General features: G+C 37.0%; 17 protein-coding genes. 13 read left to right on the top strand and 4 right to left on the bottom strand.

What is annotated here, in order from left to right; translation table 11 throughout:
• Position 1 precedes the first annotated feature (1 nt).
• From J2S17_RS22235 to J2S17_RS22220, 4 genes are read left to right on the top strand one after another with little or no spacing between them, the layout of a single operon-like run.
• Positions 2–880, top strand: a complete 879-nt coding sequence (locus tag J2S17_RS22235; RefSeq protein WP_307478148.1) for an ABC transporter permease — start codon at positions 2–4, stop codon at positions 878–880.
• Between the two features lie 13 nt (positions 881–893).
• Positions 894–1,853: an ABC transporter ATP-binding protein gene (locus J2S17_RS22230; protein ID WP_307478146.1), complete on the top strand. Its 960-nt coding sequence runs from the start codon at positions 894–896 to the stop codon at positions 1,851–1,853.
• 1 nt (position 1,854) lies between these two features.
• Entirely contained in the window at positions 1,855–2,787 is a 933-nt protein-coding gene (locus tag J2S17_RS22225; protein WP_307478145.1) for an ABC transporter ATP-binding protein, read from the top strand.
• Between the two features lie 15 nt (positions 2,788–2,802).
• Positions 2,803–3,336 carry a helix-turn-helix domain-containing protein gene (locus J2S17_RS22220; protein WP_307478143.1) on the top strand — a complete coding sequence of 178 codons (534 nt, stop codon included), beginning with the start codon at positions 2,803–2,805 and terminating at the stop codon, positions 3,334–3,336.
• Positions 3,337–3,432: 96 nt separating this feature from the next.
• Here the strand turns inward: J2S17_RS22220 and J2S17_RS22215 are convergent, their stop codons facing one another.
• Complete coding sequence (locus tag J2S17_RS22215) at positions 3,433–3,810, bottom strand: helix-turn-helix domain-containing protein (protein WP_307478141.1); 378 nt, start codon at positions 3,808–3,810, stop codon at positions 3,433–3,435.
• A 148-nt stretch (positions 3,811–3,958) separates the two neighbouring features.
• Here J2S17_RS22215 and J2S17_RS22210 point away from each other — a divergent pair, with 148 nt between their 5' ends.
• Together J2S17_RS22210 and J2S17_RS22205 are read left to right on the top strand one after the other, a co-directional pair.
• Positions 3,959–4,201, top strand: a complete 243-nt coding sequence (locus J2S17_RS22210) for a helix-turn-helix transcriptional regulator (RefSeq protein ID WP_307478140.1) — start codon at positions 3,959–3,961, stop codon at positions 4,199–4,201.
• A 92-nt stretch (positions 4,202–4,293) separates the two neighbouring features.
• Positions 4,294–4,689, top strand: a complete 396-nt coding sequence (locus J2S17_RS22205) for a hypothetical protein (protein WP_307478138.1) — start codon at positions 4,294–4,296, stop codon at positions 4,687–4,689.
• A gap of 94 nt (positions 4,690–4,783) precedes the next feature.
• On the opposite strand, the gene J2S17_RS22200 is transcribed toward J2S17_RS22205, so the two are convergent.
• Genes J2S17_RS22200 through J2S17_RS22190 form a run of 3 tightly spaced genes read right to left on the bottom strand, consistent with a single transcriptional unit; the run spans position 4,784 to position 8,415 of the window.
• Positions 4,784–6,130, bottom strand: a complete 1,347-nt coding sequence (locus J2S17_RS22200; RefSeq protein ID WP_307478137.1) for a GntP family permease — start codon at positions 6,128–6,130, stop codon at positions 4,784–4,786.
• Between the two features lie 16 nt (positions 6,131–6,146).
• Positions 6,147–7,691, bottom strand: coding sequence for a gluconokinase (gene gntK / locus J2S17_RS22195; protein ID WP_307478136.1), 1,545 nt, complete (start codon positions 7,689–7,691; stop codon positions 6,147–6,149).
• Positions 7,684–8,415: a GntR family transcriptional regulator gene (locus tag J2S17_RS22190; protein WP_307478134.1), complete on the bottom strand. Its 732-nt coding sequence runs from the start codon at positions 8,413–8,415 to the stop codon at positions 7,684–7,686. The genes gntK and J2S17_RS22190 overlap by 8 nt, the downstream gene beginning before the upstream one ends.
• Before the next feature lie 382 nt (positions 8,416–8,797).
• On the opposite strand from J2S17_RS22190, the gene J2S17_RS22185 reads away from it, so the two are divergent.
• The 7 genes from J2S17_RS22185 (at position 8,798) to dapA (ending at position 14,631) form a co-directional block, all read left to right on the top strand.
• Positions 8,798–8,962, top strand: a complete 165-nt coding sequence (locus J2S17_RS22185) for a phospholipase D-like domain-containing protein (RefSeq protein WP_307478133.1) — start codon at positions 8,798–8,800, stop codon at positions 8,960–8,962.
• Positions 8,963–9,469: 507 nt separating this feature from the next.
• The gene (locus J2S17_RS22180; RefSeq protein ID WP_307478199.1) at positions 9,470–10,180 is read left to right on the top strand and encodes a GntR family transcriptional regulator; all 711 of its coding nucleotides are present in this window, start codon (positions 9,470–9,472) and stop codon (positions 10,178–10,180) included.
• Between the two features lie 217 nt (positions 10,181–10,397).
• Entirely contained in the window at positions 10,398–11,168 is a 771-nt protein-coding gene (locus J2S17_RS22175; RefSeq protein WP_307478131.1) for a transporter substrate-binding domain-containing protein, read from the top strand.
• A gap of 66 nt (positions 11,169–11,234) precedes the next feature.
• Complete coding sequence (locus J2S17_RS22170; protein ID WP_307478129.1) at positions 11,235–11,891, top strand: amino acid ABC transporter permease; 657 nt, start codon at positions 11,235–11,237, stop codon at positions 11,889–11,891.
• Positions 11,888–12,610 (top strand): amino acid ABC transporter ATP-binding protein, encoded by a 723-nt coding sequence (locus J2S17_RS22165; protein WP_307478127.1) that lies wholly within the window; start codon positions 11,888–11,890, stop codon positions 12,608–12,610. Before J2S17_RS22170 ends, J2S17_RS22165 begins: the two co-directional genes overlap by 4 nt.
• Positions 12,611–12,734: 124 nt before the next feature.
• Entirely contained in the window at positions 12,735–13,742 is a 1,008-nt protein-coding gene (locus J2S17_RS22160) for a hydroxyacid dehydrogenase (RefSeq protein ID WP_307478125.1), read from the top strand.
• A gap of 1 nt (position 13,743) precedes the next feature.
• A complete protein-coding gene (gene dapA, locus J2S17_RS22155) occupies positions 13,744–14,631 on the top strand; it encodes a 4-hydroxy-tetrahydrodipicolinate synthase (RefSeq protein ID WP_307478123.1) in 888 nt (295 codons plus the stop codon).
• Positions 14,632–14,792 lie beyond the last annotated feature (161 nt).

Below are 14,792 nucleotides of genomic sequence, written 5' to 3'. Positions count from 1 at the left end.
AATGGAAGTTCAGACGCAAACAGAAGTACAGCAGGCACCTTTTGTTAAGAGGAGTGCGCTTTTATATAAGTTGAAGAAGAATAAGCTGACAATGGTAGGCGCGGTCATTCTAGGCGTAATCATTCTTGCTGCGCTATTCGCGCCATTGTTGACTCCCTACAACCCGAATGTCATTGATGCAGCGAACAAGTTTCAAGGGCCATCATGGGCTCATTGGTTTGGTACGGATGAAGTTGGGCGCGATATTTTTACGAGAATCTTATATGGTGCCAGGCTTTCGTTGGGGTTAGCGATAGTAGCGATTGTGATCGCAGCGATAGTCGGGTTAATGATTGGCACAGTATCAGGATATTTTGGAGGATATATTGATCAAATCATAATGAGAACAATGGATATGATTCTCGCATTTCCTACATTGATACTTGCAATGGCATTGGCTGCAGCGTTAGGGCCAAGCATTCAAAATGCAATGATTGCGATTGCTTTTGTCAAAATCCCGGTCTATGTTCGTTTAGCTAGAAGTGAGACATTAAGCTTGCGAGAGTCGTTGTTTGTTAAATCGGCGCAAACGTTTGGCATTCATCCCTTCCGAATCATTCGGAAGCATATTATGCCGAATTCAGTTTCACCTGTCATTATTCAAGGAACACTGGACGTTGGCGATGCGATTTTGTTAATTGCCACATTAGGATTCTTAGGACTGGGTGCGCAGCCGCCTGCACCTGAATGGGGAGCGATGATCAGTATCGGCTGGAAATATTTACTTGATTTTTGGTGGTATCCGACATTTCCATGCTTATTTCTTTTCTTATCCGCTGGTGCGTTGAATTTAATGGGAGACGGAATACGAGATGTGTTAGATCCGAGATCTAGTAGATAGGAGCGAACCCAACATGTTAGAAATAAAAAATTTGCACGTGAATTTTCAAACCTTTAGAGGAACAATTGAAGCATTAAAAAATATTAATTTGACAGTTGATGAAAAGGAAGTAGTGGGCATTGTTGGAGAATCTGGCTCAGGAAAGTCGATAACCGCTCTATCTATTTTAAATCTGTTAGAAAAGAATGCCGACATTATCGATGGAGAAATTTCCTATCGAGGTGAGAATCTATTAACGTTATCAAAAAAAGAAATACAAACGATTAGAGGCAAAAAAATTGCGATGGTTTTCCAAGAGCCTATGACTGCCCTTCATCCAACCATGAAGGTTGGGGAACAATTATCAGAAGTCATCCGCAGACATAGGGTGGTATCTAAAAAAGAAGCAAAACAATTAATGATCAATGCTTTAAAAGACGTACATATTCACAACCCGGAGTATGTTGCCAAGCAATATCCTTTTGAGTTAAGCGGAGGCATGCGTCAGCGGATTGTGATTGCACTAGCAATGGCTGCACCGCCAGATTTGCTGATTGCGGATGAACCAACTACTGCCCTGGATGTAACGATTCAGCATGAAATATTGCAGCTTATGAAAGAATTAAATGAGAAAAAAGGAACATCAATTCTGTTCATCACCCATGATTTAGGGGTTGTTTCAGAGGTTTGCGATCGAACGATTGTCATGTATGCAGGCGAGGTCATTGAATCAGGTGTGACGAAGGAAGTCTTATACGCGCCTCAGCACCCATACACGAAGGCCTTAATTGAGGCGTTACCGGATGGAAAAGACGCAAATGAACCATTGAAGGCCATCCACGGCGAGGTGCCGAATTTAATGGAACGGCCAGCAGGATGTGCGTTTGCCTCTCGCTGTCAGCATGTTATGGAAGTTTGTAAAATGAAGCAACCGCATTTAACTCATTGGCAAAATCAACACGATGTCGCTTGCTGGCTGGAAAGGGATGGATGATATGACAATGATCATCGAAATGGATCAGGTGCAGAAGTATTATCAAAAAGGAAAGGTAACGATTAAGGCTCTCAACGATACGACCCTCTCAATCTTGGAAGGCGATGTCTTAGGTCTCGTTGGAGAATCGGGTTCAGGAAAAAGTACGTTTGGCAAACTATTAATTGGCCTGGAGCATCCAACAGGAGGAGAAATCCTCTACGAAGGAAATCCATTGTGGAAGAAAAGCAAGTATGTTCGGAGAAAGCCGGGAGAATTGCAAACCGTTTTTCAGGATCCGCAATCTTCATTAGACCCAAGAATGACCATTAAAGAAATTATCTTAGAGCCACTCTATGCTCTTAGCAAAAATGAAAGAAAGCAAAAAGGCTCCTATGATCATCTGATCAAGCTGATAAAAAGAGTGGGGCTGAAAGAAGAGTATCTTGATCGCTATCCTCATGAGTTCAGCGGAGGCCAGCGTCAGCGGATTGCGATTGCACGAGCATTGATAACAGAACCTTCATTCATTATATTGGATGAACCAACCTCGGCACTTGATGTTTCTGTTCAGGCGCAAGTGCTGAATCTATTAAAAGAAATAAAAGAAGAGCGGGGGTTAACCTATCTATTTATCTCGCATAATATGTCTGTCATTAAATATATGTGCAGCAAAGTCGCAGTGCTCTATAAAGGCAATATTGTTGAAATGGGCGAAACGGAAGAACTGTTCAATAATCCACAGCACCCTTATACAGAAATTCTATTATCATCCTTGCCAAGCTTGATCGAAGAAAATGAACAAAAGATGAAAGGCTTTGCCGAAACGGCTCAGTCCAAGACTGAAAACAGCTGCATCTTCTACGAAAAATGTCCTAAGCGGACGGAGAAGTGCTTAGTAGGTCCTGAACTTGAACTAAGAGGAAAAGACCATATGGTTGCATGCCATTATTAAAGGGAGCCTGAAGAGATGATAAGAGAATACAAGGTCCGCGAAATACGCAAAAAACAAGGATTAACGCTATCAGCTTTATCAGAAAAAACAGGACTGAGCCAAGGCCTCCTTTCACAAATTGAAAGGGGTCTTGTGGACCCTACTGTCAGCAACTTTTGGAAAATCTGCGCTGCCCTGAACACGCCAATCAATTACTTTTTTGAGGGTGCAAAAGAAGACCAAATTGTCATTAGGAAGGGTGAACACCGTCTTCTCCAGCTTTCAAACGACAAAGTTCTTTATCATGAACTCATCCCGAGCCACCTGGGGGACGATCAAATTCTTCTGGTAGAAATTCTCCCTGGAGAACAAAGTGAAATGGAGCTTGTCAGCCATACTGGTGTGGAGTTTGGCTATGTGATTCAGGGGGAGATGAAAATTGTTTTGGGTGAGGAAGAAATCTTTCTTGGTGAAGGAGATAGCATCCACTTCCAAAGTACAACGCCGCATCGGTATGTAAATGTTGGCAGAGAAAAGGCATTTTCAGTGTGGGTGATGAAGGGCGAATAATATGAGGAAAGTTCATGAAGCAGTCTTTGTTTAAATTGCTTCTGTTCAACGAGGAGTCCTTAGAAAAGAGACTCCTTTTTTCAATTGAGCGAAGGATTAATCGTCATCCTCATCCAGCAAAAGCTTTTTCGCTTTCTCCAGTTTAATGAGTTCCTTTATCTTTTTCTCAGGATTGGACTTGATGTCGTTGAATAGCATCGGATACTTCTTGAACTCTTCGAATACTTTAATCTCTTCAGCTGTAAGATTGATGTTGGTGATACTGCTGTGATTCTCGGTGTTTGATATGCCTAATAAATAATCAACTGATGTATTTAAAACCTTTGCCAGGTCAACCAGCATTTCATTAGATGGTGTGCTATAGCCTGTTTCATAGTTGGAAATGGTTGTTTTTTTCGTATTTACTTTTTGCGCTAAGGCATCTTGGGTCAAACCGCGCTGTTTGCGAATTTCCTTCAGTCTTTGTGATATCATTCAGAATCACTCTTTCTATAGTTTGAAAGTACAAATATATTGTACCTTAATTCGATTTTGATTGAAATGTTATCCAAAATATTCATACAATATGGATTGACATTCAAGAAACTTGGATTTAAAATTAAAATACAAATAACTTGGATTGATGGGAGGGATTACTATAAAGAATGATAATCTGATTAGGGCGAGAAAAAATAAAGGGTATACTCAAGTTGAGCTCTCGAACATCCTTAAATGCAATAAGTCTACCATCAGCAATTGGGAGAATGGCGTATCGAGTCCAACATTAAGAATGGCCTTTGCTTTAACAGAGATACTGGGTTCTGATATTAACGTTCTATTTTTAGATTATAAAGTACAAGAATCTCATACATGTAGGACATCATAACTGATGCGAACAGATGGTGTGGGTGGAGCAGCTTAGAGAACAACTGCCATGATTATCAACGGATTTGATATTAAATGGGGGAGTGATCAAGTGTGAATAGAGAAGATATAGCAGAAAAAATGAGGCAAAGTGTGGCGGATAAAGATAAAGAGTTGATTTTGAAGTGCTTTGAGGATTTGCGTTACAGCTCGATTTACTTTTATCATTTGGAATTGGATTTGAAAGCGAAATATGAAGATCTTGAATATAAAAATGAGATATTTAATTTCTTTTATTTGCGATTTAAAGGAAATACATTGAGAGTGACTGTAGACCAAGAATTGTATAGGATCTATGTTACTAAAGAGAGCCGCAGAGGTACGCAGCGATTAGATGAAATTGCTGCAATTGATGGCAAGTTAATATGCGATCAAGGTGAATTTTATCTTAATCAAGTAAATGTTTATCTATCGGACTGCTATGCAAAGCTATTAAGTGCAAATATATGAAAAGCATGAATAAAAGAGTGAAGCCATTCTGAGAAAGCTTCAAGTAGTCAAATCCCCCCCTTTGAAATCGATTGAAAGGGGGGGATTTCTCATATTATACAAACAAGCTTAATAATAGCACAAAGCCCAATCCTGCGACAGAAATAATCGTCTCAAGCAATGTCCAGGTTGCAAAGGTTTCTTTCATACTTAAACCAAAATACTCTTTAAACATCCAGAATCCAGCATCGTTGACGTGGGAGGCGATTAAGCTTCCAGCGCCAGTGGCAAGCACGACTAATGCAAGGTTTACGTCTGTTTGACCTAAGAGCGGTATAACTAGACCGGCTGTAGTCAAAGCTGCTACTGTGGCAGAGCCCAGTGATATACGTAAGATTGCTGCGATCGTCCAAGCAAGTATAATCGGCGATAGTGTAGTGCCTTGGAATAGCTCGGCCACATAGTCGCCGACACCGCCATCAATTAATACTTGCTTGAAGGCACCGCCGCCTCCAATGATTAACAGCATCATACCAATTTGCGTGATCGCAGTTGTACATGATTGCATGACTGTTTTAATTGGTATATTTCTGCCCAATCCCATAGTATAAATGGCAACAAGCAGGGCAATCAGGATAGCAATAGAGGCGTCTCCAACGAAACGGATGATAGAAAGCGCCTGATTATCTGCGAATCCAAGTGTGTCTTGAAGCAAGGTAATAATTGTAGCGATAGACATGAGAATGACAGGCAGCATTGCTGTAAATACACTAATGCCAAAGCCAGGCGTGTCTTCTAGTTTAAATTGTTTTTGGTCTCCTAAAGATGCGATGTTTCCTGTTTTTGTGAATGAATTTGGAACAATTTTTTTTGCGATTTTAGTAAATATCGGTCCAGCTATGATAACGGTTGGAATGGCGACAATAAAGCCGTAAAGCAATACTTCACCAATGTTTGCCCCATATTCACCGGCAATGACCGTTGGCCCCGGGTGAGGAGGCAAGAATCCGTGTGTGACAGATAAAGCGGCAGCCATCGGAATCCCGAGATATAAAATAGAAACTTTAAGTTCCCTAGATATAGCAAAGACGATTGGAATTAATAGTACTAATCCTACTTCGAAAAATAGAGCAATCCCAATGATAAAGGAAGAAACAACAACGGCCCATTGGATATTTTTTTCTCCAAATTTGTTTACGAGCGTCATGGCAATTCGTTGAGCACCACCGGCATCGGCGATTAATTTACCCAGCATCGCTCCAAGACCAAAAATTAAGGCGATATGCCCCAATGTTCCGCCCAGTCCGCCTTCAATCGTTTTAACGATATCCGTCATCGGCATGCCCAGTGCGAGCGCAACACCGAATGAAACAATGATTAATGAAATAAAGGTATTTAGTTTTAAACCCATGATCAATACAAGTAATGCTAAAATTCCAATTGCTACAATAACTAACGGCATGATAATCCCCCCAATATTATTGATTCGTATTTAATAAGCTTCTTTGGTAATTTGCAATCCGTGAATACTCATCTTCTAAAATTCTTGATAGGTTTATAAAAATCGGCAGCAATTGCCTGTACTCTTTAGCTGCGTCTTCATTAGGTATGTGTTTGTAAGTACTGCCAATCATTTCGGAAGCAACTTCGAATGATTCAATTTTCCCTGTAGCATATAATCCTAAAATACATGCGCCTAGACACGAACTTTCATAGCTCTCAGGAACCACCACCTCAGAATCGAATATATCTGACATCATTTGTCGCCAAACATCTGATCTTGCAAAGCCGCCTGTTGCTTGGATTCGGGTCACTGGCCCTTCCATGCATTCCATTAATGCTAAAAATACAGTGTATAAATTGTAAATGACGCCTTCCAACGCTGCTCGAATCATATGTTCTTTCTTATGAGACAGCGTTAAACCGAAGAATGAGCCGCGCACGTCTGGATTCCATAGTGGCGCACGTTCACCAGCCAAGTACGGATGGAACAACAATCCATCTGCTCCTGGTCTTACTCGTTCTGCAATTTTGGTTAATACTTCGTATGGATCAATCCCAAGTCTTTTCGCTGTTTCTACTTCAGAAGAGGCAAATTCATCCCTAATCCAGCGAAGTACCATTCCACCATTATTAACTGGACCGCCAATTACCCAATGCTTTTCAGTTAATGCATAGCAAAAGATTCGGCCTTTTTCGTCTGTTTTTGGCTGGTCTATAATGGTTCGGATGGCACCGCTTGTTCCGATTGTGACTGCAATTTCGCCTTTTCTAATTGCATTCACGCCTAGGTTAGAAAGCACGCCATCACTTGCACCTATAACAAAGGGAGTTTGCGGATCAATTCCAATTTTATTCGCTAAATCCAGGCGACAGTTTTTGAAAATCTTGGTGGTTGGTACGAGTTCAGATAATTGCTCACGTGTAACACCGGCAATTTTTAATGCTTCTTCATCCCAATCCAAGTTTTTGAGATTCATCATGCCCATGGCTGATGCCAGGGAATAATCAACCACATATTGATCAAAGAACTTTTTAAAGATATATTCTTTGATTCCAATGTACTTTTTAGCCTTAGCGGCGATTTCCGGACGATCATTTGTGATCCAAGCCATTTTGCTTAATGGTGACATTGGATGAATGGGTGTTCCTGTTCGTTTGTACACTTCATGCCCATTCAATTTATTTTTTATTTTATGTGCCCATGCCTCGCTTCGGTTATCTGCCCAGGTGATGCATGGCGTCAGAGGCTGATCATTTTCATCAATGGCAATGAGACTATGCATGGCACTGCTAAATGAAATAAACGATAGTTTTTTTTGAGAATGCTGCTTCATAATATTTCTAATGGATTTTAAAACAGCCTGAAAAATTTCATCAGGATCTTGTTCCGCTGTTGACATATCTGGTGTATGAAGAGGGTATCCGATATTTTCCTGCTGGATCACCTTCCCGCTTTCACTAAATAAAACAGCTTTCGTACTTGTTGTGCCAATATCGACACCTAACATATAGTTAGTCATTTTCTTGCTCTACTCCTTTGGAAAGCATTTGTTGTGAAACCCACATGTCTTCTACCTTACCTTGTACATCATCGAAGTTTTGATGCAAGGATTGAATCATGAGCGCTCTATCTTTTGTTTTTATTGCTTCTATATATAGCTCATGATTTTTCACAATCCGTGTAAAGTCATCGTAGTTTTCCTGGAACCGTTCGCGCATCGATAGCAGGATTAAGCTTTCCATAACAGGTTTTAAATTATTCCAAATCATTAGGATGTATGAATGATCAATCGCACCGATAATGGTTTCATGGAATAAGAGATCTTGATTGGAAAACTCATCTGCATCGCGATATTTTATAGTGACTTTCATGATTTCAAGGATTTTACTTAGTTCTTTTACCAGCTCATCAACGTCCGTACGGACAAGCCGTTCATATACAAATGTTTCTATTAGTATGCGTACATCATAAATTTCTTCTATTTTTTTTTCTGTTAAACCAATAACAACTGCACCCATTCTTTTAGGTTGAATCATATTTTCGGATGCAAGTATTTTCAACGCTTCACGAACAGGTGAACGACTTACAGCAAAATCTGAAGCTATTTTATTTTCTGAAATAATGGTACCGCTTTCAATCTTGCCAGAAATAATTTGCATTCTGAGCTCGGATATTACACGATCTCCAGCAGATGCTTTTGAAAGCCATTTTGCGGGATACAGAAATTCCGTTGATTCTGCCATCCATTCACCTTCTTATCTTATTGAGTATACTTGTATACAAGTATTATAACGCGGATTTCTAATTATTCAACCGCTTTTTTTAGGGAGTTCCTAGTCAAGACCTTGTAATTGTCAAGTGAGTTAGTAATGTCATTAAAGTAATGTGTTAGTCATTATTTTAGAATTTTAGTGGATTACAGTTATTGCAAAATCCGTTTAAAGGAAGCAAAAGAAAGGGGGCAAAAGGGAAAATTATTGCTCTACTTATTTGAATTCTACGGAAACAAAGTCTTTGGGGAAAAATTAGGAGTATACGAAAGTTGAGTTAAAGGTTTTTGTAACGGATAAAGAGGATGGCTTTCATACTAAGCCGTATAATTTTGAGTATCTGGATTTTATTAAGGTGATTATTGATCTTAAAACACAAAGTGCATTGAAGAGTAATATTGAGTGGAATGTAGAAATTGTTGCTAAGGAATATGGACCTTTTATACAAGATGTGTTGAAGGCTTATAATCATCCATTAATAGCTCTGGATCAGCTATTCTACTCCTATTCCAAAGTATGAGGATTTCTCAAGTCGATCAAAAATATTAATAAATTTAGTTTGAAAATAAGAGGGAATACAAATTATCAAATTCAATGCAAAATAAAGCAATTGATAGTTTTAGATCGATTGAGGAGTTACTGTGAAAATAAAGCATTTTGATTGCTGCTACTTGTATTGGTACCGGGACAACTTTTATGTCTGGTTTTGATGTGAAAGTCTATAAACCTACATAGAGAAGATATTTTAAGATAAGCAAAGAGGCCCTTTGAAGATGCTACCGATAAGGGGATCACAGCTGGTATATTGACAGTGAACTCTAAGGAGTCGAATGCGGATTATATATTTCCTTTTTGAGAGTACAACTCAATAAAAGGATTTTTTTTAGTTTTCTAGTATATTAATGAATATTTAAGAGGTAATGATATAAAAATTTAGTAACGTAAATATACTTAGTATTATGAGTTGTTGACATAGTATTATTTTAAGTTATTATAATAAAAAAAGGAAAAGAGAGGAAGAAGGACTATCCAAACAATTCCAGCCTATCAAATTATATATAACACCATTAAACAGAAGATTGACGAAGGTATATTTCATGTAGGTGAAGTTTTGCCTTCTGAGGTTGAGTTAGAAAAAATGTTTAATGTAAGTCGAACACCAGTTAGACAGGCTCTAAAGCAACTAGAAAATGATCGGATTATTTATAGGGTGCAGGGGAAGGGTTCATTTGTATCTAATCGTCAGCCTAAAGAATCATGGACAAGTATGTCTGGTTTTCGAAATCATTATTCTAATGATTGGGAAAAAATATCAGTGAGGACAATTGAATCTAGAATAATGAAAAGTGCTCATTTTTCTAGCATCCTTGAAGTTGATGAAAGTGATGAACTCATTTATTTAAAGAGAATAAGGTATTTAAATAATCAACCAATGTTCTACTTAGAACATTACATTCGCTCTATTGTCCCTATCGAAGTTTATCAAGAAGATCTTACTTTTTCATCTGTTCAACAATTGCTTAAGGAAAAAGCAAATGTTGATATAACAGGTGTTGAAGATGAAATTGAAGCGGTAAAAGCAGATCCTTATATAGCAGGAGCTTTACAGATTCCTGATTCTTCTGCAGTATTAAAGGGGACAAGGATTTCTTACACTCAAAATAAGGTTCCAATAGAGTTAAATATATTTCATATAAACACAAAAACATGGAAGTATCATTCTCATTACCAATATTAAATAAGTTAGCTAAGTAATGTCTAATTAGATGAAATCTACTATTTCATCTAATTAGACATTACTTTTTTGTGTTTTAAAGTAATACTTAGTATTATAAGTTGTTGACAAATGATAACGTTATCATTTATTATTTAATTATTCTTTTTTATCAGAAAAATTAAACTCTGATAAATTCGATTATATAATTTTTTTACAGCAATAGAAAGGGGACTTCAATTTGAATAGGTTAGTAATGTTATCTGGTTTATTAGGAGTTTTATTTTTTTTCCTTGTAGGATGTGGAAGTCAAACTAGTGGAAATGGGGAAAACGGTGGGTCAACAAATGTTAGTATTGCGGCTTTAAATAATTATCCGCCTTTGATCTTTAAACAAAACGGACAACTTACTGGATTTGAGTATGATATTTTACAAGCTATTGGAAAAGAAGAAAATATAGATACTGAATTTAAAGAAATGAAATTTGATGGATTTATCCCTGGAATACAATCTAACCAAGTGGATATCGCTTCATCTTTATTAATTCGTGAGGAACGCAAAGAAGTTGTGGATTTTTCAGAAGTATTTTTAGAATCAGGGCTAGTATTAGTAGTTCCTGTGGATTCTACTATTCAATCATTAGAAGATTTAAAAGGAAAGAGAATTGTTGCTACACAGGGTTCTACAACGCTTGAGAAAGCAAAGGAATTGGCAGGGAAATATGGAGGTGAAGCAAAGCCATTAAAGGAAACTGATGCTCTTTATTTGGATGTTGAGAATGGGAATTCCGATGCTCTCATTCTCAACTCACCAACTGTTGATTACCGTTTAACACTTGATGGAAAAGATACTAAGTTCAAAATAGTAGGGGAACATCTAACCGTTGATGAACACGCATTTGCAGTAAAAAAAGGGAATATAGAGTTATTAGGAAAAATTAATTCAGGATTGAAGACTATTAAGGAGAATGGAGAATATGAAAAGATATATATAGAGTGGTTTGGTAAATGATCACACTGTGAATTGAATGTATGACTCTTTAATTACAGTAAACTTCGAGAGAAAAGGGGTGTTTACATGGGGACTACACTAGATGTTATAAAGGACGCATTTCCGTACCTGTTACAAGGGCTGTATATGACAGTATTAATATCTGTTGTATCAATTATTATATCTCTTGTTATAGGATTGATTGCCTGTTTTATGAGAATGTCCAAGTATACAATTTTACGTTACCCTGCAGCAATTTATGTAAATATCATAAGGGGAACGCCGATATTGATACAAATATTATTCATTTATTTCGGAGCTCCTTCAGTATTAGATATCCATCTTTCTGCTTTTACAGCAGGTTTAATAGCAATTAGTTTAAACATTGGGGCATATAATACTGAAATTTTCCGAGGAGGTATTGAATCTATTAGCAAAGGGCAAATGGAGGCAGGGAGATCATTAGGGTTCACCTATTCTCAAACAATGGCTTACATCGTTTTACCTCAGGCAGTTCGTCGAATGATTCCTTCATTTGTTAATCAATTAACTCATGCAATTAAGGATACTTCTATGTTATCAGTTATAGGTATAGCAGAACTAACAATGGTTGGACAATCTATCTATGCAATGAATTTTAAATCATTTGAAATATTAACCATGGTAGCATTAATGTATTTTATAACTATATATACTGTATCTCTAATTTCAACTAGATTGGAGCGGAGGTTCGTAATATCATGATAATGGTGAAGAATCTTACAAAGTCTTATGGTGATATAGAAGTCTTGAAAGATATTAGTACTTCTATTGCACCTCAGGAAGTGGTTTGCATTATTGGCTCTTCAGGTTCAGGGAAAAGTACCTTTTTGAGATGTCTAAATTTATTAGAAGAACCTACAAGTGGTGATATTCTTATAGAAGAAAAAAATATAATAGATAAAAGTACAAATATTAATAAGCTTAGGCAACAAATGGGGATGGTTTTTCAACAATTTAATTTATTCCCACAAAAAAAAGTAATTGAAAACATCACTTTGGCTCCAATTAAGTTAAAAAAGAAGTCAAAAAAAGAAGCGGAAACACAGGCATTGGAACTATTAGAAAAGGTAGGATTGTCAGAAAAGGCAGATGCTTATCCAAGTAATTTATCTGGTGGACAACAGCAGCGTGTGGCTATTGCAAGAGCATTGGCTATGGAACCTCATGTTATGTTATTTGACGAACCTACTTCAGCGTTAGATCCAGAAATGGTTGGAGAGGTTTTAAGGGTAATGAAACAGTTAGCAAAAGAGGGAATGACCATGGTTATTGTCACACATGAAATGGGCTTTGCTCGTGAGGTAGCAGATCGTGTAATATATATAGATGGTGGAAGGATTGTAGAAGAGGGTAGTCCACGAGAATTATTTGCAAACCCAACTCATGAGAGAACAAAAGCATTTTTATCCAAAGTTTTATAATGTTAATGGTTGCCTTTCTTTTTTTAACAAATTAATTATGTGAAAAAACGAAGGCTTCCATTATGGGAATAGATTTTTTTGATTCAGCTTAGTATGCTAAGTATTATGAGTAAGGAGGAGTATTATGACTAAAACTATTCTGTTAATTGAACCGACTATAAGGCCAATCGGGGTTGAATATTTAACTACCAATTATAATGTAGTGTTGGCTCCTAACGGTTCAGAGGAAACTATTATAGAATATATAAATAAATTTAATGTCCATGCACTTATAGTTAGGACAGAAAAAGTCACTAAAAGGATTTTAGACAATTGTCCTACTTTAGAAGTAATAGGGATGCATGGAGTGGGGTTAGATAATATTGATGTTGCTAGTGCGACAGAAAACGGTGTAATGGTATTGAATGCTCCTTTTAGTAATTATACGTCTGTAGCAGAGCATTCTATCATGTCAATCCTTGCACTAAGTAGGAATTTACCCTTAATTGACAAGAAAGTGAGAAACGGTGAATGGAATTATAGAGATATGTTTTATCCAATGGAGATAAATGCAAAAAATCTTCTTATCGTTGGAATGGGGAAGATTGGTCAAGAATTAACTAAAAAAGCAAAAGCATTTAATTTGAATGTTTTCGGATTTGATCCATTTTTATCAGAATCAGAGATGAAACTACATGGAGTTTTAAAGGTGGAAAAGTTAGAAGAGTATCTTCCGAAGTGTGACTTTATATCATTACATGCACCTCTTACCAAAAGTACTTATCATATGTTTTCATCAAAACAATTTGAATTAATGAGAAATACAGCATTCATTATTAACTTGGGTAGAGGCTCTTTAATTAATGAAGAGGCACTGTTAGACGCATTAGTTTCGAAGAAAATTGGAGGAGCTGCATTAGATGTATTAGAGGAAGAACCTCCAAATCGTGATAATCCATTGTTTAAATTAGACAATGTTATATTGTCACCACATTTTGGTGGAGACACTTTAGAAGCCAAGGACAGATGTTCTGAATCAATATCTAAAGAAGTCTGTAAGGTTCTATCGGGTGAAATATCAAAAAATTTAGTAAATAACCAAGTGTTAGGTAACGCACGAGCTCGAAAATCTATTTTAAAAGGAGTTAAATAAAATGAAATATGAAGGAATTATGACAGCATTAGTCACGCCCATGGATGAGAATGGCTTAGTGGATAAAGAAACTTTTGTTAATCTTATTCAAGATCAATTGAAAAATGATATTCATTCTTTACTTGTATTAGGGGGTACTGGTGAATACACAGCATTAAGTATGGATCAACGAAAAATAGCGATAGATGTTGCAATTAATGAAGTTAACGGAAAAGTACCAGTTGTTGTTGGTTTACTTTCTCCAGGGGTAGGAGACAATATAGAGTTAGGTAAATATGCAAAACAAGCTGGTGCGGATTCAGTAATGGTAGTTACACCATTTTATGTGAATCCAACGAAAGAAGGCCTTGTTGAGTATTATGAATCTGTAAATCAGGCCTTAGACATGCCAATTATTCTATATAACATTCCTTATAAAACAGGTATTCATATGACGAATGATGTAGTAGAAAAAATAGTTAAGAGAGTTCCTAATATAGTGGCAATGAAAGTCTGTTCAGATAATATGGGAGATATCATTGAATTAATTCAATCTGTAGGGGATAAAATCTCTGTCCTTTGTGGAGAAGACTTTCGAGCAGTTTCTTCCTTTATAACGGGTGCACCGGGTGCGATTACAGCAAGTTCAAACCTAATACCAGATGTGTGGGTCAAAATTTATGATCTGGTAAAGAAGAAAGAATATGATCAAGCTGTTGCTTTACATAAAGAGTTTTTCCCTTTAATGAAGGCACTTTACGTTGAGGGCAATCCGGGTCCATTAAAAGCAGCTTTGAATATGATTGGGATACCTGTAGGTTCTGTATCTGTTCCTTTATTAGACGCGTCAACTGTAGTAAAAGAGGAATTGAAGGAAAAACTAGATCAATTGATTGTACCAGTAAGGTAATTTTGTTTTTTTAAAACGATTGCACTAAATCTATTTCATTTGAGAGATATGTTTGTATTTAGAATAAAAAGGGAGGAATTAATAATGGTACAGCCATATAAACATGAACCTTTTACAGATTTTTCAATTGAAGAGAATCGGAACGGATATTTGCAAGGATT

The sequence above is a fragment of the Cytobacillus purgationiresistens genome, assembly GCF_030813235.1.
GTDB lineage: Bacteria > Bacillota > Bacilli > Bacillales > Cytobacillaceae > Cytobacillus > Cytobacillus purgationiresistens.
The sequence above is the reverse complement of the archived record's forward strand: the minus strand, read 5'-3'. Positions and strand labels throughout refer to the sequence as shown.